The organism is Corynebacterium sp. 335C (assembly GCF_053525695.1).
The window spans coordinates 263,296-280,533 of sequence record NZ_JASTTB010000001.1 but is presented as its reverse complement, the minus strand read 5'-3'; the positions used below and the strand labels follow the sequence as shown (position 1 = coordinate 280,533).

The 17,238-nt window shown below is 72.6% G+C and carries 16 protein-coding genes and 5 tRNA genes; 14 read left to right on the top strand and 7 right to left on the bottom strand.

Going from position 1 to position 17,238, the window contains the following annotated elements; translation table 11 throughout:
• Position 1 precedes the first annotated feature (1 nt).
• Both hemG and hemQ read left to right on the top strand, forming a co-directional pair.
• Positions 2-1,450 carry a protoporphyrinogen oxidase gene (gene hemG / locus QQS41_RS01220; RefSeq protein WP_448850883.1) on the top strand — a complete coding sequence of 483 codons (1,449 nt, stop codon included), beginning with the start codon at positions 2-4 and terminating at the stop codon, positions 1,448-1,450.
• Between the two features lie 112 nt (positions 1,451-1,562).
• Positions 1,563-2,261 carry a hydrogen peroxide-dependent heme synthase gene (gene hemQ, locus QQS41_RS01215; protein WP_448850882.1) on the top strand — a complete coding sequence of 233 codons (699 nt, stop codon included), beginning with the start codon at positions 1,563-1,565 and terminating at the stop codon, positions 2,259-2,261.
• A gap of 159 nt (positions 2,262-2,420) precedes the next feature.
• On the opposite strand, the gene msrB is transcribed toward hemQ, so the two are convergent.
• The 3 genes from msrB to QQS41_RS01200 are packed head-to-tail and all read right to left on the bottom strand — an operon-like array spanning position 2,421 to position 5,027.
• Positions 2,421-2,831, bottom strand: coding sequence for a peptide-methionine (R)-S-oxide reductase MsrB (msrB, locus tag QQS41_RS01210; RefSeq protein ID WP_448850881.1), 411 nt, complete (start codon positions 2,829-2,831; stop codon positions 2,421-2,423).
• A complete protein-coding gene (locus QQS41_RS01205) occupies positions 2,828-4,093 on the bottom strand; it encodes a glycosyltransferase family 87 protein (protein ID WP_448850880.1) in 1,266 nt (421 codons plus the stop codon). The genes msrB and QQS41_RS01205 overlap by 4 nt, the downstream gene beginning before the upstream one ends.
• A gap of 10 nt (positions 4,094-4,103) precedes the next feature.
• Positions 4,104-5,027 carry a dihydrofolate reductase family protein gene (locus QQS41_RS01200; RefSeq protein ID WP_448850879.1) on the bottom strand — a complete coding sequence of 308 codons (924 nt, stop codon included), beginning with the start codon at positions 5,025-5,027 and terminating at the stop codon, positions 4,104-4,106.
• 105 nt (positions 5,028-5,132) lie between these two features.
• Between QQS41_RS01200 and QQS41_RS01195 the strand changes: the two genes are divergently transcribed.
• A complete protein-coding gene (locus QQS41_RS01195) occupies positions 5,133-5,621 on the top strand; it encodes a ferritin (RefSeq protein WP_448850878.1) in 489 nt (162 codons plus the stop codon).
• A 455-nt stretch (positions 5,622-6,076) separates the two neighbouring features.
• On the opposite strand, the gene QQS41_RS01190 is transcribed toward QQS41_RS01195, so the two are convergent.
• The 4 genes from QQS41_RS01190 to QQS41_RS01175 all read right to left on the bottom strand — a co-directional run bounded on the left by QQS41_RS01190 (position 6,077) and on the right by QQS41_RS01175 (position 6,481).
• A tRNA-Gly gene (locus tag QQS41_RS01190) sits at positions 6,077-6,152 on the bottom strand.
• Between the two features lie 30 nt (positions 6,153-6,182).
• Positions 6,183-6,257, bottom strand: a tRNA-Val gene (locus QQS41_RS01185).
• A gap of 14 nt (positions 6,258-6,271) precedes the next feature.
• Positions 6,272-6,342 (bottom strand) — tRNA-Cys (locus QQS41_RS01180).
• 66 nt (positions 6,343-6,408) lie between these two features.
• Positions 6,409-6,481 (bottom strand) — tRNA-Gly (locus QQS41_RS01175).
• A gap of 527 nt (positions 6,482-7,008) precedes the next feature.
• On the opposite strand from QQS41_RS01175, the gene QQS41_RS01170 reads away from it, so the two are divergent.
• From QQS41_RS01170 to pdxS, 11 genes are all read left to right on the top strand, one after another.
• Positions 7,009-7,080: transfer RNA gene (locus QQS41_RS01170), tRNA-Val, on the top strand.
• Between the two features lie 242 nt (positions 7,081-7,322).
• A complete protein-coding gene (locus QQS41_RS01165) occupies positions 7,323-7,895 on the top strand; it encodes a copper resistance CopC family protein (RefSeq protein WP_448850877.1) in 573 nt (190 codons plus the stop codon).
• A gap of 8 nt (positions 7,896-7,903) precedes the next feature.
• Positions 7,904-8,599, top strand: coding sequence for a copper chaperone PCu(A)C (locus tag QQS41_RS01160; protein WP_448850876.1), 696 nt, complete (start codon positions 7,904-7,906; stop codon positions 8,597-8,599).
• Between the two features lie 189 nt (positions 8,600-8,788).
• Positions 8,789-10,021: a Dyp-type peroxidase gene (locus QQS41_RS01155; RefSeq protein ID WP_448850875.1), complete on the top strand. Its 1,233-nt coding sequence runs from the start codon at positions 8,789-8,791 to the stop codon at positions 10,019-10,021.
• A 196-nt stretch (positions 10,022-10,217) separates the two neighbouring features.
• Entirely contained in the window at positions 10,218-12,212 is a 1,995-nt protein-coding gene (thrS, locus tag QQS41_RS01150; RefSeq protein WP_448851927.1) for a threonine--tRNA ligase, read from the top strand.
• On the top strand, positions 12,205-12,762 hold the full coding sequence (locus QQS41_RS01145; RefSeq protein ID WP_448850874.1) for an HIT family protein: 558 nt from the start codon (positions 12,205-12,207) through the stop codon (positions 12,760-12,762). Before thrS ends, QQS41_RS01145 begins: the two co-directional genes overlap by 8 nt.
• Complete coding sequence (gene pgsA / locus QQS41_RS01140; protein ID WP_448850873.1) at positions 12,762-13,463, top strand: phosphatidylinositol phosphate synthase; 702 nt, start codon at positions 12,762-12,764, stop codon at positions 13,461-13,463. The genes QQS41_RS01145 and pgsA overlap by 1 nt, the downstream gene beginning before the upstream one ends.
• Positions 13,460-14,461 carry a phosphatidylinositol mannoside acyltransferase gene (locus QQS41_RS01135; RefSeq protein ID WP_448850872.1) on the top strand — a complete coding sequence of 334 codons (1,002 nt, stop codon included), beginning with the start codon at positions 13,460-13,462 and terminating at the stop codon, positions 14,459-14,461. The genes pgsA and QQS41_RS01135 overlap by 4 nt, the downstream gene beginning before the upstream one ends.
• A gap of 3 nt (positions 14,462-14,464) precedes the next feature.
• Positions 14,465-15,619, top strand: coding sequence for a glycosyltransferase family 4 protein (locus QQS41_RS01130; RefSeq protein ID WP_448850871.1), 1,155 nt, complete (start codon positions 14,465-14,467; stop codon positions 15,617-15,619).
• A gap of 4 nt (positions 15,620-15,623) precedes the next feature.
• Entirely contained in the window at positions 15,624-16,118 is a 495-nt protein-coding gene (locus QQS41_RS01125; RefSeq protein ID WP_448850870.1) for an NUDIX hydrolase, read from the top strand.
• Between the two features lie 115 nt (positions 16,119-16,233).
• Positions 16,234-17,139 carry a pyridoxal 5'-phosphate synthase lyase subunit PdxS gene (gene pdxS, locus QQS41_RS01120; RefSeq protein WP_448850869.1) on the top strand — a complete coding sequence of 302 codons (906 nt, stop codon included), beginning with the start codon at positions 16,234-16,236 and terminating at the stop codon, positions 17,137-17,139.
• Positions 17,140-17,238 lie beyond the last annotated feature (99 nt).

Below are 17,238 nucleotides of genomic sequence, written 5' to 3'. Positions count from 1 at the left end.
CGTGACCCGACCGACCACCGTCGCCGTCCTGGGCGCGGGCCTCAGCGGCCTCGTCGCCGCCCACCGCCTGCGCCGCCGCCTGGGCTCCCACACCCGCATCGTCGTCGCCGACCCCGCGGGGCGGGCCGGCGGCAAGCTGAGCACCGCCGACCTCGGCGGCCCCGTCGACGTCGGAGCGGAGGCGTGGATCGGCACCAAGCCGGAGGCCGCGGAGCTCGTGGAGGAGCTGGGACTCGGCGACCGGGTCGTCGGCCCCTCCGGCCTCGGCTCCCTCATCTACTCCGGCGGCCTGCGGGCGATGCCGCGGGCGACGCTCATGGGCGTGCCCGGCTCCGCCGACGCGCTGGGGGACCTGGTCTCGGAGGAGACGGGGGAGCGCATCGCCGCCGAGGGCGACCCGGAGCGCACCCCGCCGCTGCACTGGGTGCCCGGCGACGACGTGAACCTCGGCCAGCTCGTCGCCGCGCGGATGGGCCAGGAGGTCGTCGACCACGTCGTCAGCCCCCTGCTCGGCGGCGTCTACTCGACGCTGGCCGACGACCTGGGCCTGCGGGCCACCGTCCCGCAGCTGGCGGAGGAGCTCGACGCGATGGTCGTCGACGGCGTGCCCGTGACGCTCACCGGCGCCGTCACCCGCGTGCTGGACCGCCGCCGCGAGGCGATGGAGGCGGCCCGGAAGGCGGCCGCGGAGAAGGCCGGCGCCGAGGGCGGGGGCCCGCGCTTCGCCGGCATCTTCCGGGCGCTCGACGGCGGCTTCGGCGCGCTCGTCGACGCCCTGGTGGAGCAGTCCGGAGCCGAGCTCCTGCTGGGCGCGGAGACCGGCCCGGTGGAGGCCGTCGACGGCGGACTGCGCGTCCCCGGCGTGGGCGAGGTCGACGGCGTCGTCGTCGCGGCCCCCGCCCCGGAGGCCTCCCGCCTGCTGGCGTCCGTGGCCCCCGACCCGGCGGAGATCATCGGCGGCGTCGACCTGGCCTCGTCCGCGGTCGTCGCGCTGCGTCTGGAGGACGCCGGCGGGCTGCCGGAGAACTCCGGCATCCTCGTCGCCGCCGACGCCGGCCTGGACGCCAAGGCCTTCACCTTCAGCTCCCGCAAGTGGCCGCACCTCGCCGAGCGCGGCGGGGCGCTGGTCCGCGCGTCCTTCGGCCGCTACGGCGACGAGTCGCTGGTGGAGCTGGACGACGACGAGCTGGTGCGCCGCGCCGTCCGCGACCTGGAGACCGCCACCGGCTTCCGCGCCGAGCCCGTCGAGACGCTCGTGCAGCGCTGGCGCGGCGGCATCCCGCGCTACGGTGTGGGCCACACGGAGCTCATGACGGTCGCCGACGCGTTGCTGGAGGAGGCCGCCGATCGCGGCGTCGTCGCCTGCGGCGCCTGGCACCATGGCCCCGGCATCCCGGCCTGCATCGCCGACGCCCGCGCCGCCGCCGACCGGCTGGCCGCCGCGCTGTAGCAGCGGGATGCGGCGTGGGGCACCTCACGCGGGCGCGGCGGCGCGCGCGATACGGGTGAGGGTACCCTGAACCAGAGAACCCATCCGGACGACCAGGGAGGACACGGGCCACATGGCCAAGCTCGACTTCGAGAAGCTCAACAGCACCATCCGCTACCTCATGTTCACGGCGTACAAGGTGCAGCCGGGCGCGCTCGGCGACGACCGCGACGCGGTGACGGAGGAGGCCCGCGCCTTCCTCGCGTCCTACGACGACACGGACCTGGAGATCCGCGGCGTCTACGACGTCTCCGGCCTCCGCGCCGACGCCGACTTCATGACGTGGGTGCACGCCGAGCGCATCGAGGACATCCAGGAGTTCTACAAGCGCTTCCAGCGCGAGACGGCGCTGGGCCGCGCCTCCACCCCGACGTGGTCGAACGCCGCGCTGCACCGCCCGGCGGAGTTCAACAAGTCCCACCTTCCCAGCTTCATCATGGGTGAGGAGCCGGGCCGCTACATCGCGGTGTACCCGTTCGTCCGCTCCTACGACTGGTACCTCATGGACGCCAAGGAGCGCCGCCGCATCCTCGCCGAGCACGGCATGGCCGGCCGCGACTACCCGGACGTCCGCGCCAACACGGTGCCGTCCTTCGCGCTGGGCGACTACGAGTGGATCCTCGCGTTCGAGGGCCCGGAGCTCGACCGCATCGTCGACCTCATGTGGAAGATGCGCTACACCGAGGCGCGCCTGCACGTCCGCGAAGAGGTGCCGTTCCACACCGGCCGCCGCGTCGACGACATCGCGGAGATCACCACGACGCTGCCGTGACGGCGCGCCGGCGGCCGGCTGCTTGACGACGGCCGCCGGCATGGCGTCCGCGGCCGCCGCGCAACCGGCCGGTCGACCGCATGACGACGGCGCCGCGCCGCCCCGGGGAGGGGCCGGCGCGGCGCCGTCGTCCTGCGCGGGTGCTTGACGCGACGCGACCTAGGCCGACGGCTCCAGCGTCAAGCAGATGGAGTTGATGCAGTAGCGGAGATCGGTGGGCGTGGCGTAGCCCTCGCCCTCGAAGACGTGGCCGAGGTGGGAGCCGCAGCGGGCGCACAGCACCTCCGTGCGAACCATGCCGAGCGAGGTGTCGCGCTTCTCGACGACGGCGTCCGAGTCTGCCGGCGAGAAGAACGACGGCCACCCGCAGTGCGAATGGAACTTCTCCCGCGACCGGAACAGCTCCGCCCCGCAGGCGCGGCACGAGTAGACGCCCTCGGTCTCCGTGTCGACGTACTCGCCGGTGAACGGCCGCTCGGTGCCGGCCATCCGCAGCACCCGGTACTCCGCGTCGGAGAGGCGGGCGCGCCACTCGGCGTCGGTCAGGTTCCAGTCCTCGCGCTCGGTCATGGGGCCGACCGTACACCGGGCAGCGCCGGGTGCAGCGGCACGCCGCGTGCGGCCTCCTCGACGGTCCACTTCACCAGGCAGCCGACGAGCCCGAAGACGATGAGGATCCAGCCGACGGTGCCGCGGCCGACGTCGAACCACCAGGAGCCGGTGGCGAAGGCCTCCGTCTGGAACGACGTGAACCAGAGGCACAGCGCCAGGCCCGCGGCGACGGGCACGGAGTGCAGCACGGAGCGGGCGGGCTCGCCCCAGCCGTCGCGCGCGCCGGCCAGCGGGCGGGCCAGCGTCGCGAACAGCGGGAACAGCAGCATGGAGTAGTACATCTGGCCGAGGGACCCGAGGAGGAAGACGCCGGTCATCAGCAGCGCCGCCGTCGTCGACAGCCAGAAGATCTCGTCCCGGTCGACCCAGCGCAGCAGCAGCACGAGGCCGACGATGACGGCCAGGGCCACGAGCGCCTGCCAGATGAGGGTCCGGGTGCCGGGCACGCCGAAGTACTCGAACTGGCCGGACAGGGAGACGTTGGCGTAGTCGCGGATGACGCCGAGGTACGGCACCGTCAGCGTGAGGTACTCCTTCGGCGCCGTCATCAGCGGCCAGGCGGCGATGTTGAACACGATCGGCACGGCGATGCCCGCGCCGACGGCGCCGAACTGGCGGCGGACGAAGGGCAGGAACAGCAGCGGCGCGACGATGGGCTTGACCGTGATGGCCAGGCCGATGATGAGGCCGGCCCACAGCTGGCGGCGGCGGTGCAGGAGCACGAGGAACGCGACCTCGGCCAGCAGGATCATGCCGTTGACGTTGGTGAAGGCGACGGTGTTGGACACCGTCTCGGTCACGAACGCCGCGGCGATGGCGCCGGGGTAGAGCCAGTGGCGCCACGGCACGCCGACCCAGCGCAGCAGCAGGACGATGGCGCCGATGATGGCGGCGGCCTGCATGGCGATGAAGCCCCACCGGACGGTGTCGATGTCGTCCGACCAGCCCAGCAGCGGCGTCAGCGCCAGCGTGCCGCCGGGGGAGTACAGGTAGTGGGGGACGATGGACGCGTAGTCCTGCTCGTAGACCCGCTCGCCGTCGATGAACCGCCAGATGGCGGTGAAGACGGTGGAGAAGTCGTCGGTGGTGTCGCCGCCGGAGGGTCGGATGATGCACCGGTGGATGACCGCCAGGATCGCCAGGGGCCACAGCGCCGGTGCGAGGTACCGGCCGGGGCTGCGGCCTGCGGCGGGCGCGGGCTTCTCGGGGGTGTACGTCACGGGGCGGACATTACCGCCCGGGGGTGCGCAGATAGCGGAGGAAGACGTGCGAGTCGCCGTGCGCCGCGGCGTGCAGGCGCCAGTGCGCGGGCGGGCCGTCCGGGAAGGCGGCGGCGCCGGAGCTGGCGACGACGGGTGCGAGGGTGAGCGTGAGCTCGTCGACGCAGCCGGCGTCGATCCACGCGCGGTAGAGGGAGGGGCCGCCCTCCAGGGAGATGCGGTGCAGGCCGAGCTCCGCCAGCGCGGCGCGCACGTCGGCGGGCTCGGTCGAGTCGAGCTCGAGGAGGCGGGCGCCGGCGTCGCGGAGCGCGTCCAGCCGCGCCCTCCGCGCAGCCGCCTCATCGTCGCCGGCGTCGTCCGCGGCGCCCGCGTCGCGGGGCGTGACGATGATGGGGGGCTCCTCCGCGTCGCGCAGCAGCCGCGAGTCCGGGACGATCCTCGCGGATCGCGTGACGACGGCCACCGGCGCGGCCCCGGCGCGTCCCGCCGCGCGGCGCTTCCGGCGCACCTCGTCGGAGGGATGGTGTCCGCCGTAGTCCTCGGCGCGGACCGTGGCGGCGCCGACGACGATGACGTCCGCGGCGTCGCGGCAGGCTGCGAGCACGGCGGCGTCCGCGTCGTTGCCGAGCCCGCCGGAGACGCCGTCGACGGTGGCTCGTCCATCAGGCGTGGTGATGAGGACGGCGCGAGTCCACGTTTCAGGCGCAACGGGAGTGGCTGATGGGGCTGAAGTGGCGCGGGAAGCCGAGATTTGCGCACATCCTGAATCGTGATTGGACTCACATTCTGCATTTGGTTCCGTGGGGTTCGCACCCCCGAAAAGGGTTGAATCGTCGCCGCCGGCATCGCCGCCGGGGCGGGTGTCGTCGTAAAGCCCCTGGTCGGAGACGAATCGCGCCGCGTCGGCGGGCGTGATGGAGCCGTGCCAATGCATGGTCCGGACGATACGTGACGGCATGCGAACGCAGGGAAGGGTCACCTTCGATAGGTATTCGCGACTGGGTTGCCGCCTTTAAAAGGGTGGATTTATAGTGCAGGCATGCGACTCAACGACACTCTTGAAAAGGCCTTCAACGACCAGATCACGATGGAGCTGACGGCGTCCAACGTCTACCGCCAGCTGGCCATCGAGCTCGACTACATCGACCTCCCGGGCATGGCCGCGTGGATGCGCGCCCAGGCCGCCGAGGAGATCGAGCACGCCGAGGCGTTCATCTCCCACCTCGACGCCCGCGACAACCGCGCCCAGATCGGCGTCATCGAGAAGCCGGAGCTGAAGATCGGCGAGCCGATCGACGCCTTCCGCATCGCCCTGGAGCACGAGGAGAAGGTCTCCGCCTCCATCCGCGCCCTGCGCAACCTCACCGCCGAGGAGGGCGACGTCGACTCCCGCAAGCTGCTCGACGGCTTCCTCGAGGAGCAGATCGAGGAGGAGGACACCGTCCGCACCATCATCGGCCGCCTGACCTTCGTCGGTTCCGAGGGCACCGGCATCCTGCTCATGGACCAGGAGCTGTCCAAGCGCTAAACCGCGCCATGGCCTGCCGGTGCGCCTGAGGCGCAACTTCAGGGGCGCCGATCCCGTCCAGCCCACGGGATCGGCGCCCTTCGGCATGTCCGGGGACGATCGCCCGTCCCCGGGCATGCCCTTTCCCGTTTCGGCGCGGTGCGGATGCGCGAGCCCCGTGCCGTGCGCCGGCGATGGACGGGCGGCGTCGATCCGCTCGTCGTTCCATCCGCCGGCGGGCGATCCACGGGGCCCGGCGGATTCGCCCCGCGGGCGTCGGCGCTTTCGTTCCGCAGGTTCCCGCGGGGCCGTCCCACGGCTGCGGGGACCATTTCGCCCGTCGTCCGACCGCATGTCCGCGAGTCCGCCGGAAGGTGGGGAGCGGTGGCCCCGAAGCGGCGACGGCGCACCGGGGCGTACCGCACCCCGCGCACGAGGAAACCCGCCGTCCGGCTGAGCCGGGCGGCGGGTTTCGGTGGAGCGGATGACGGGACTCGAACCCGCGACCCTCACCTTGGCAAGGTGATGCGCTACCAGCTGCGCTACATCCGCAAAAACCGAACTCCCCGTGAGGGGAGTGGTTGGTGCGCGATACTGGGATTGAACCAGTGACCTCTTCCGTGTCAGGGAAGCGCTCTCCCGCTGAGCTAATCGCGCCTGCAATTACTGCGAGGTGGAAACGGGAATCGAACCCGTGTGCACGGCTTTGCAGGCCGTTGCCTCACCACTCGGCCATTCCACCGTGGCGTTACCGCCTCGTGATTCTTCCGAACTTTATACCAGATGGTGTCCGGTTTGGAAAAATCCGAGCGGATGACGGGACTCGAACCCGCGACCCTCACCTTGGCAAGGTGATGCGCTACCAGCTGCGCTACATCCGCACTGCAATCCGTTCGCGGCGGTCCCGGTTTCCCGTGGCCCCCGCTTGCGGTGCGAGAAGAACATTAGCGTGATTACTCCGACGCGCACAAATCCCCAGGTGGTGCCGTATTTCCGGTTTCCGGTGGGTGCATGGCGGCTGCTTTTCGACGGCGTTCCGCGCACCGTGGTGCCCGTGCCCCGGCGCCCGCACCGGGGACGCGCGCCCCGGCGGGCGCGGGACGCGCATCCGCGCGGGCGCCGGGCGGCGGGCGCCGTCGTCTTCGGCCGCCGTGCGCGTCGCCCGTGCGCGTGACGGGCGTGCGCGTGCGCTCGGGCGTGGACGCGTACGCGGGTGCCGGTGGATGCGGGCGACGTCGATGCGCGCGGCGGGTGCCGTCGTCACGCTCCGGCGCGGGTGGCCGCGACCCGGCGGCCGCCCGGGGATCGGCACCCCGGTCCATGTCGGAGGGGTGATTGGGAACCTGGGGTGCGGGCGTGCTAACTTATCCCGCAGCGAGGGCGCGGTTCCCCGGAACCCGCCCGTTGCAGCTCCGTAGCTCAGTGGAAGAGCGTTCCGTTCACACCGGAAAGGTCGCTGGTTCGAACCCAGTCGGAGCTACCGAAACGCGAGGGCCGCCGCACCGATGGTGCCGCGGCCCTCGTCGCATCTCTGACGCGCCAGGCCCTCGTTTTCCGCGCCCGCGGATACCCGGCGTAGCATTCCGGGGTGACGCGGGAACCAAACCGCGGCCGGGTCCGACTACTGACGTGACCCCGGCCGGACCTTGGCCCGGGTCCGCCGCGGGAGAGCACGCGCGGCGCCGTCGGGCCCCGGGCGCGGGGCGGGAGGAGCACACGAAGATGACGACCACCATCCGCAGGATCGCGGCGGCCCTCGGCTCGGCCGCGCTCCTCGCGGGAGGGGCGGTGGCGGCTCCGGCCGTCGCGGGGGAGGGCCTGCCCGTCGCGGCGGCCCACGACTCCGTCGTCGACTCGACTCCCCCCAACGGCGGCTCCGTCGACGAATTCCCCCGCGAAATCCAGCTGGTCTTCTCCGGCGAACCGAAGCCGAGCTTCAACACGGTCGCGGTCAGCGACCAGGACACGAAGGAAGTCCTGTTCACCGCCGAGCCCGAGCTCGACGGCAGGAACGTCACGGTGGAGGTCCCGGACGACGTCCGACCCGGACCCGGCTCGTACCTCGTCGGGTTCCAGATCACCTCATCCGACGGCCACTCCACCCGCGGCATGGTCACGTTCTCGGTCGGCGACGGCCGGACCGTGGCCCCCGGCCCGGGCGCGGAGAAGGACCCCTCCGAAGGCGGTGACGCCGCGGGCGGAGTGCCCGCCTGGGCGTACGTCGCCGGAGGCGTCCTGATCGCCCTCGTCATCGCCGTCGTCGCCGGCGTGGCCGTCGTCAAGAAGAAGGGATGAACCACCCCATGACCATCCACCGCTCCACCCGCATCCTCGCCGCCGGCACCGCCGCCCTCGCGCTCGCGCTGGCCGGCTGCTCCGCCGACGAGGCCAAGGACGCGGCCGCCGACGCCACCTCCGCCGTCGCCGGCGCCGCCGAGGAGGCCACCTCGGCCGCCAAGGGCGCCACCGACGAGGCGAAGGCCGAGGCCGCCGTCGATCTCGAGGACTTCTACGTCAAGGAGATGCCGGAGGGCAAGGAGATGACCGCCATCTTCGGCACCATCGTCAACGAGGGCAAGGAGGATCTGACGATCACCTCCTTCTCCATCGAGGGCCTGCCGGAGGGCACCACCTACGAGCAGCACGAGACCAAGGACGGCGTCATGCAGGAGGTCCCCGGCGGCCTCACCGTCCCGGCCGGCGGCAAGCTGGAGCTCGCCCCGGGCGGCGACCACTTCATGATCATGAACGCCACCAAGCCGCTTCTGGCCGGCGACGAGGTCGAGATGGTCCTCGAGTTCTCCGACGGCACCACCGTCCGCGAGGACGTCGAGGTCCGCGTCCAGGCCGCGGGCGAGGAGGACTACGGCGAGGACGGCCAGCTGGTCAACCCGGGCGACGACGAGCACGCCGGCCACGACCACGGCGACCACGCCGGCCACGACCACGATCACGAGGGCCACGACCACGATCACGGCCACGAGGGCCACGACCACTAGGCCCGTGCAGGCCGACGGCCCCGGAGCGGGCCCCGCGCCCGCACCTTGACGCGGCGCCCGCTCCCGGACACCCCCGGGGCGGGCGCCGCCCGCGATCCGGGGCGCGGGGCCGGGGCGGCGGGCGTCGTCACGCGACCCGCGCAGCCGCCCTCCACCCGCAACCCACGCGACCGAAGGAGAATCGGAGACATGAGCAGCAACCTTCCCCGCCGCAGGTTCCTCGCGGGCTTCGGCGCCGCCGCCGGCGCGACCGCCGCGGCCGCCGGCGCCGCACCCGCCGCCGGGGCGCTGTCCTTCACCCCGAAGGAGGACGACGCCCCGCCGGCGCCGCCGCTGCGCGACGACGTCATCCCCTTCGACGGCCGCCACCAGGCCGGCATCTCCACGGCCCAGCAGGCGCACTCCTGGTTCATCGCCTTCGACCTGCGCGAGGACGTCGGGGCGACCGAGCTGCGCCGCCTCATGCGCATCTGGACCGACTCCGCCCGCCGCATGACCCGTGGCGAGCCGGCGCGCACCGACCTGGAGCCGGAGATGCTGTTCTCCGTCGCGGGTCTCACCATCACCGTCGGCTTCGGGCCCGGCTTCTTCGAGGCCGCCGGCATGCGCGACAAGGCGCCGGAATGGCTCGGGCCGCTGCCCGCGTACCGGCTGGACCGGCTGCGCGACGAGTGGAACGACGGCGACCTGCTGCTCCAGATCGGCAGCGACGACCCCATGATGCTGTCGCACTGCGCGCGCTTCATGATCAAGGACGGGGCCACCTACGCCGAGCCCCGCTGGATCCAGACCGGATTCCTTCACGCCCGCGGCTCCATCGAGCCGGGCGCCACGCCGCGCAACCGCTTCGGCCAGCTCGACGGCACCGTCAACCCCCGCACGCCGGAGGAATACGACGAGATCGTGTGGATCCAGGACGGCCCGCTGCACCTGCGCGGCGGCACGGCGCTGGTCGTCCGCCGCATCGAGATGGACATCGAGGGCTGGGACATCCTCGACCGGACCTCGCGCGAGGAGGTCGCCGGCCGCACCCTCGACACCGGCGCGCCGCTGGGGCAGCTGCACGAGCACGACCCGGCCGACCTGTCGAAGACCGACGAGTACGGCCTGCCCGTCATCGACGCCCAGTCGCACATGGCCCGCTCCATGCCGGAGAACGGCAAGCCGGGCCTGCAGATGCTGCGCCGCCCGTACCAGTACGACCTGCCGCCCGAGCCGGGCTCCGGCGCTACGACGAACACGGGCCTCATCTTCGCCGCGTACCAGAAGGACCCGCTGCTGCAGTACGACCCGGTGCAGAAGCGCCTCGACGAGGCCGACCGCCTCAACGAGTGGATCACCCACATCGGCTCCGCCGTGTTCTTCATCCCGCACGGCACGGACCCCGAGGGCTGGTGGGGCGACGACATCCTCGGCGACTGACGCGGCGGCCCCGGGCCACGCCGCGGGCGCGGTCGGCGGCCGGGGAAGGGCAGGGGGTAAGGTGACTTCCCGTCCGCGGGGGTCGCCAGGTATGTGACCACCGCCCGAGAACCGAAGGAGAACCCTCCCCGTGACCACCGCCACGCCCACGCCCGCCCCCTTCACCGTCCCCGCCGGCGTCACCGCCGGCGAGGCGATGCGGGAGCTGGAGCTGCCGAACAAGGGCCCCGACGCCATCGTCTGCGTCCGGGACTCGTCCGGGCAGCTCCGCGACCTCAGCTACGCCCCGGAGACCGAGGAGACCGTCGAGCCGGTCCCCGCGAACACCGACGACGGCCGCGGGGTCATCCGCCACTCCTGCACCCACGTGCTGGCCCAGGCGGTCCAGGCGGAGTTCCCGGGCACGAAGCTGGGCATCGGCCCGGCCATCGAGAACGGCTTCTACTACGACTTCGACGTCGCCGAGCCGTTCACGCCGGAGGATCTCAAGCGCATCGAGAAGCGCATGAAGAAGATCATCAAGTCCGGCCAGCGCTTCGCGCGCTTCGTCTTCGACGGCCCGGAGCAGGCGGCCGAGCAGCTGGCCGACGAGCCGTACAAGCTGGAGCTCATCGAGGACAAGTCGAAGGGCGGCGTCGCCGACCACGAGGACGCCAACGTCGACGTCGGCGGCGCCGAGCTCACCGGCTACCGCAACGTCAACCCGCGCACCGGCGAGACCGTCTGGTTCGACCTGTGCCGCGGCCCGCACGTGCCGACCACCCGCTACATCCCCGCCTTCACCCTGACCCGCTCGTCCGCCGCCTACTGGCGCGGCGACCAGTCGAAGGCCGGCCTGCAGCGCGTCTACGGCACCGCCTGGGAGTCCAAGGACGCCCTCGACCACCACCTCGACATGCTGCTGGAGGCCGAGAAGCGCGACCACCGCCGCCTCGGCCAGGAGATGGACCTGTTCTCCTTCCCGGACGGCATCGGCTCCGGCTTCCCGGTGTTCCACACCCGCGGCGGCATCATCCGCAACGAGATGGAGCAGCACTCCCGCCGCCGCCACATCGAGGCGGGCTACGAGTTCGTCTACACCCCGCACGTCACCAAGGGCGACCTGTTCAAGCAGTCCGGCCACCTGGACTGGTACTCCGACGGCATGTTCCCGGCGATGCAGCTCGACGGCGAATACGACGAGCACGGCCACTGCGTCAAGCAGCCGCAGGACTACTACGTCAAGCCGATGAACTGCCCGATGCACAACCTGATCTTCGGCTCCCGCGGCCGGTCCTACCGCGAGCTGCCGATCCGCATGTTCGAGTTCGGCACCGTCTACCGCTACGAGCAGTCGGGCGTCATCCACGGCCTGACCCGCGCCCGCGGCTTCACGCAGGACGACGCGCACATCTACTGCACCGAGGACCAGCTGGAGAAGGAGCTCTCCGACGTCCTCGAGTTCATCCTGTCGCTGCTGCGCGACTACGGCCTCGACGACTTCTACCTGGAGCTGTCCACCAAGGACGAGGAGAAGTTCGTCGGCTCCGACGACATCTGGGAGCGCGCGACGTCGATCCTGCAGTCCGTCGCCGAGAAGTCCGACCTGGAGCTGGTCCCGGATCCGGGCGGCGCCGCGTTCTACGGCCCGAAGATCTCCGTCCAGGCCCGCGACGCCATCGGCCGCACCTGGCAGATGTCGACGGTGCAGCTGGACTTCAACCTGCCCGACCGCTTCGAGCTGGAGTACACCGCCCCGGACGGCTCCAAGCAGCGCCCGATCATGATCCACCGCGCGCTGTTCGGCTCCATCGAGCGCTTCTTCGGCGTGCTGCTGGAGCACTATGCCGGCGCGTTCCCGGCGTGGCTGGCCCCGGAGCAGGTCGTCGGCATCCCGGTGTCCGACGACTGCATCCCGCACCTGGAGGAGTTCACGGCGCTGCTGAAGGCCCGCGGCCTGCGCGCCTCCGTCGACGCCTCCGACGACCGCATGCAGAAGAAGATCCGCAACCACACCACCGGCAAGGTGCCGTTCATGGTGCTGGCCGGCCACCGCGACGTGGAGGCCGGGGCGGTGTCGTTCCGCTTCCTCGACGGCTCGCAGGTCAACGGCGTGCCGGTGGAGGAGGCCGCGGACCTCGTCGCCGCCTGGGTGGGCGAGCGCCTCAACGAGCAGCCGTCCGCCGAGTCGATCGGGGCGCGGCGTGCCTGACGGCGACGCGTTCATCGACCGGGGCGCCGGCGAGCCCGATCGCCTGGAGCGCCTGTGGGCGCCGTACCGCATGTCCTACATCGCGGAGGGCGGCGCCCGGGACGACGACGATCCGAAGCGGCGGGCCAACCCGTTCACGGAGCTGCCGTCCCGGTCGGACGAGGACGCGCTCATCGTCGCCCGCGGCGAGCTGGTGTACTGCGTGCTCAACCTGTTCCCGTACAACTCGGGGCACATGATGGTCGTGCCGTACCGTCAGGTGGCGAACCTGGAGGACCTCGAGGACCCGGAGCTGCACGAGCTGATGGCGTTCGGCCAGAAGGCCATCCGCGTGCTGAAGCGCGTGTCGCACCCGCACGCGGTGAACGTCGGCTTCAACCTGGGGCGCGCCTCCGGCGGGTCGGTCGGCGACCACCTGCACATGCACGTCGTGCCGCGCTGGGCGGGCGACGCGAACTTCATGACGGTCCTGGACGGCACGAAGGTGCTCCCGCAGCTGCTGCGGGACACCCGCGCCCTGCTGGCCGGGGCCTGGGCCGAGGAGGACTGATGCTCAACGCCAGGGCACGCCGCCCGATCGCGCGGTTCGTCGAGCCGATCGCGATCCGGCTGAACCGCTCCGGGGTCAGCCCCAACGTCGTCACCGTCGCCGGCACCGTCGCCGCCGTCGGCGTCGCGCTGTGGCTCATCCCGACGGGGCACCTGTTCGCCGCGGCCGTGCTCATGGCGTTGTTCACCGCCTTCGACCTGGTCGACGGCACGATGGCCCGCCTGCGCGGCGGGGGTTCGCGCTTCGGCGCGGTGCTGGACGCCAGCTGCGATCGCATCACCGACGGCGCGCTGTTCGCGGCGATCGCGTGGTGGGCGTGGTGGCAGGTCGAGTCGCCCGGGCCGCTGGTCGGCGCGACGCTGACCGTGCTCGTGGCGTCGCAGGTCATCTCCTACGTCAAGGCCCGCGCGGAGGCGTCGGGCTTCACCGTGGACGGCGGCCTGGTGGAGCGCGCGGAGCGCCTCATCATCGGGCTGACGGGTCTGGGCCTGGAGGGCCTGGGCGTGCCGTACGCCATCGGGGTCGCCATGTGGGCGCTGGCCGCGGGCTCGGTGTTCACCGTCGTCCAGCGCCTCGCGATGGTCGCGGGGCAGCCGGGCGCGTCGGACTACATCGCGCCGCCGAAGGGCGCGGAGGACGGTCCGCACGCCGGTTCGCGTGACGACGCCACCCGCCGCTGCCCGGAGGGCGGTTCCCGATGAGGATCCCGCGCACGCAGGAGGACTGGGCGGCGCTCGGCTACATCGCCGGGTGGCGCTTCGTGGGGCTGCTGCCGCACCGGCTGGTGCGGTGGGCGGCGGACCGCGCGGCGGATCGCTTCTCCGACGGGGGCCGGGGCCCGGCGCAGCTGCGCCGCAACCTCGCCCGCGTCGTCGGCTGCCCGCCGGAGGAGGTGCCGGACGCGCTGGTGCGCGCGTCGATGCGCTCCTACCTGCGCTACTGGGTGGAGGCCTTCCGTCTGCCCAGCATGGTCGGCCCGGAGCTCGTCGAGGCCGCCGGCGCCCACTTCGATGGACTGGGGATCTTCGAGGAGGCCCGCGCCTCCGGCCGCGGCATCGTGATGGCCCTGACCCATTCCGGCAACTGGGACATGGCCGGCATGTGGCTGGTCGACCGCATCGGGGGCTTCACGACGGTCGCCGAGCGGCTGCGGCCCGAGGAGCTCTACGACGCGTTCGTGGACTTCCGCGAGGGCCTGGGCTTCACCGTCCTGCCGCTGACCGGCGGGGAGCCGCCGATGGAGGGGCTGCGCGCCCGGCTGCGCGACGGCGGCGTCGTCTGCCTGCTCGGCGAGCGGGATCTCGGCGGCCGCGGCGTGGAGGTCGACTTCTTCGGCGAGCGCACCACCATGCCCGCCGGCGCCGCGCAGCTGGCCCGCGAGACGGGGGCCGCGCTGCACGTCGTCCACGTCCACTTCGTCGGCGACGACGGCTGGGGCATGAAGATGGGCCCGGAGATCCCCGTCGAGGGCCGCGACATCGCGGACATCGTCCAGGAGCAGGCCCGCCACATGGAGGCCGACATCGCCGCGCACCCGGCGGACTGGCACATGCTGCAGCCGCTGTGGCTCGCCGACCGCCGGCGCCGCCGCGCGGAGACGGCGGAGGAGCAGGCCGCGGACCGCGCGGATGCCGCCGGGGCCACGGAGCCGACCGGCCGGTCGGACGAGCCCGCCGGGACGGCCGAGGCGGGGGAGTAGCCCATGCGCATCGGTATGGTCTGCCCCTACTCCTTCGACGTCCCGGGCGGCGTCCAGGCCCACGCGCTGGACCTGTGCGCGGAGTTCCGCCGCCGCGGCCACGAGGTCAGCCTCGCCGGCCCCGCCGGCCCCGACGCGGACGTGCCCGACTGGGTCGTCCGCGGCGGCCGCTCGCTGCCCATCCCGTACAACGGCTCCGTCGCCCGCCTGGCGTTCGGCCCGGTGACGTGGCGCCGCGTGCGCCGGTGGATCGGCCGCGGCGAGTTCGACGTCCTGCACATCCACGAGCCGAACTCGCCGTCGTGGTCCATGTTCGCCATGGCCAACGCGGTCGGCCCCATCGTCGCCACGTACCACTCGGCGGCGACCCGGTCGCTGGTGCTGAAGCTCGCGCTGCCGGTGCTGCGCCCCTTCCTGGAGCGCATCCGCGGCGGCATCGCCGTCAGCGACGTCGCCCGCCGCTGGCAGGTGGAGCAGGTCGGCGGGGACCCGGTGCTCATCCCCAACGGCGTCCGCGTCGCGGAGTACGAGGAGTGCCCGGGCCTGGAGGACCCGGAGGTCCGCGAGGAGGCCGGCATCGGACCCGCGGAGCCCGGCGTGCGCCGCCTGGTGTTCCTCGGCCGCTTCGACGAGCCCCGAAAGGGCCTCGACGTGCTGCTGAAGGCGCTGCCGGAGATCACCCGGCGCCACCCGGGGCTGGAGGTCGTCGTCATCGGCGACGGCGACCGCCGCGACGCCATGCGCCGCGCCGGCGCCCACGAGGGCGCGCTGCGCTTCGTCGGCCGCCTCTCCGAGCGGGCGAAGACCGCCGTGCTGCGGTCGGCGGACGCCTACGTCGCCCCGCAGCGCGGCGGCGAGAGCTTCGGCATCGTGCTGGTGGAGGCGATGGCGGCCGGCGCCCCGGTCGTCGCCAGCGACCTCGACGCGTTCCGCCTCGTCCTCGGCGACGGCCGGTGGGGCGAGCAGTTCCGCAACGGCGACTCCGCCGACCTGGCGCGCGCCGTCTCGGAGGTGCTGGACGACGACGATCGGCGGCGGGCGATGATCGCCGACGGGCACGCCCGGGCGTGGGACTACGACTGGTCCACGATCGCCGACCGGGTCCTGCAGGTGTACGACACCGTCCGCATGGACGGCGAGAAGGTAGTGAGGACGTAGCGCAATGGTCGAGATCCCCACCTGGCTGGTGGTCGTCATCGTCGTCGCCGTCGTGGCGCTCGTGGTGGGCCTGCTGGCCTCCGCCACCGCCCAGCGGCTCAACCGCATGCACGTGCGCTGCGATCTGGCGCGCCTGTCGCTGGAGTCGGCGCTCGGCCGCCGCGGCGCCGTCGCCCGCGCCGCGCACCCCGACCTGGCGGACCTCGTGCGCGCCGCGGAGGCCCTGCCGCTGACCGCGGCGGACACCGGCGCGCGCGCCGACGCGGAGAACCGGCTGACCGCCGAGCTCGTCGCCCGCGGCGACGAGGGCCTGCCGGGCCCGCTGGCCATCGAGCTGCACGACGCGCGGCTGCGCGTGGAGCTCGCCCGCCGCTTCTACAACGACGCCGTCACCGACACCCGGAACCTGCGCCGGCGGCCCATCGTGCGCTGGCTGCGCCTGGCGGGCACCGCCCCGCGCCCGGAGTTCTTCGACGTCGCAGCACCCGACCACGCGTAAGGCGTTCCACCGCCCCACCGGGCTGAATGGCGTTCATCTGTACGGTGCGGTCTATCATGGTGCGGACCACACCGGCGGGCCGCCGTCCGGCCCATCACACGAGGGAGCAGGTTCCTTGACCAACTCTTCCGACAGCACCGTGACCCACGGCACCGCCCGCGTGAAGCGCGGCCTCGCCGAGATGCTGAAGGGCGGCGTCATCATGGACGTCGTCACCCCGGAGCAGGCGCGTATCGCGGAGGACGCCGGCGCGACGGCCGTCATGGCGCTGGAGCGCGTGCCCGCCGACATCCGCGCGCAGGGCGGCGTGTCCCGCATGTCCGACCCGGACATGATCGACGGGATCATCGAGGCGGTGTCCATCCCGGTGATGGCGAAGGCCCGCATCGGCCACTTCGCCGAGGCGCAGGTGCTGCAGTCCCTCGGCGTCGACTTCATCGACGAGTCCGAGGTGCTGACCCCGGCGGACTACGCCAACCACATCGACAAGTTCGCGTTCGACGTGCCGTTCGTGTGCGGTGCGACGAACCTGGGCGAGGCGCTGCGCCGCATCAACGAGGGCGCGGCGATGATCCGCTCCAAGGGCGAGGCCGGCACGGGCGACGTGTCCAACGCCGTGACCCACATGCGCACCATCCGCGCGGAGATCAACCGCCTGAAGTCGATGGCCGACGACGAGCTGTACGTCGCCGCGAAGGAGCTGCAGGCCCCGTACGAGCTGGTCCGGGAGGTCGCGGAGAAGGGCAAGTTGCCGGTCGTGCTGTTCACCGCCGGCGGCATCGCCACCCCGGCCGACGCCGCGATGATGATGCAGCTGGGCGCCGAGGGCGTCTTCGTCGGCTCCGGCATCTTCAAGTCCGGCGACCCGGAGAAGCGCGCGAAGGCCATCGTCCGCGCCACCCAGAACTACGACGACCCGTCCGTCATCGCCGAGGTCTCCCGCGGCCTGGGCGAGGCGATGGTCGGCATCAACGTCGACGAGATCCCGCAGCCGCACCGCCTCGCCGAGCGCGGCTGGTAGGAGCACCGCACGCGCCGCGCGTCCCCCGCGCGTGCGCGTGACGACGCCCCGGGCCCGGCCGGCACGCCGGACCCGGGGCGCACCCGATTCACGAGGAGA

Excerpts from the sequence above, each read along its gene's own strand:
- QQS41_RS01195 (WP_448850878.1), top strand. The coding sequence starts at position 5,133 with ATGCGACTCAACGACACTCTTGAAAAGGCCTTCAACGACCAGATCACG.
- QQS41_RS01125 (WP_448850870.1), top strand. The coding sequence starts at position 15,624 with ATGGTCGAGATCCCCACCTGGCTGGTGGTCGTCATCGTCGTCGCCGTC.
- pgsA (WP_448850873.1), top strand. The coding sequence starts at position 12,762 with ATGCTCAACGCCAGGGCACGCCGCCCGATCGCGCGGTTCGTCGAGCCG.
- QQS41_RS01200 (WP_448850879.1), bottom strand. The coding sequence starts at position 5,027 with ATGCATTGGCACGGCTCCATCACGCCCGCCGACGCGGCGCGATTCGTC.
- QQS41_RS01160 (WP_448850876.1), top strand. The coding sequence starts at position 7,904 with ATGACCATCCACCGCTCCACCCGCATCCTCGCCGCCGGCACCGCCGCC.
- QQS41_RS01155 (WP_448850875.1), top strand. The coding sequence starts at position 8,789 with ATGAGCAGCAACCTTCCCCGCCGCAGGTTCCTCGCGGGCTTCGGCGCC.
- QQS41_RS01135 (WP_448850872.1), top strand. The coding sequence starts at position 13,460 with ATGAGGATCCCGCGCACGCAGGAGGACTGGGCGGCGCTCGGCTACATC.
- QQS41_RS01130 (WP_448850871.1), top strand. The coding sequence starts at position 14,465 with ATGCGCATCGGTATGGTCTGCCCCTACTCCTTCGACGTCCCGGGCGGC.
- QQS41_RS01165 (WP_448850877.1), top strand. The coding sequence starts at position 7,323 with ATGACGACCACCATCCGCAGGATCGCGGCGGCCCTCGGCTCGGCCGCG.
- hemQ (WP_448850882.1), top strand. The coding sequence starts at position 1,563 with ATGGCCAAGCTCGACTTCGAGAAGCTCAACAGCACCATCCGCTACCTC.
- msrB (WP_448850881.1), bottom strand. The coding sequence starts at position 2,831 with ATGACCGAGCGCGAGGACTGGAACCTGACCGACGCCGAGTGGCGCGCC.
- thrS (WP_448851927.1), top strand. The coding sequence starts at position 10,218 with ATGCGGGAGCTGGAGCTGCCGAACAAGGGCCCCGACGCCATCGTCTGC.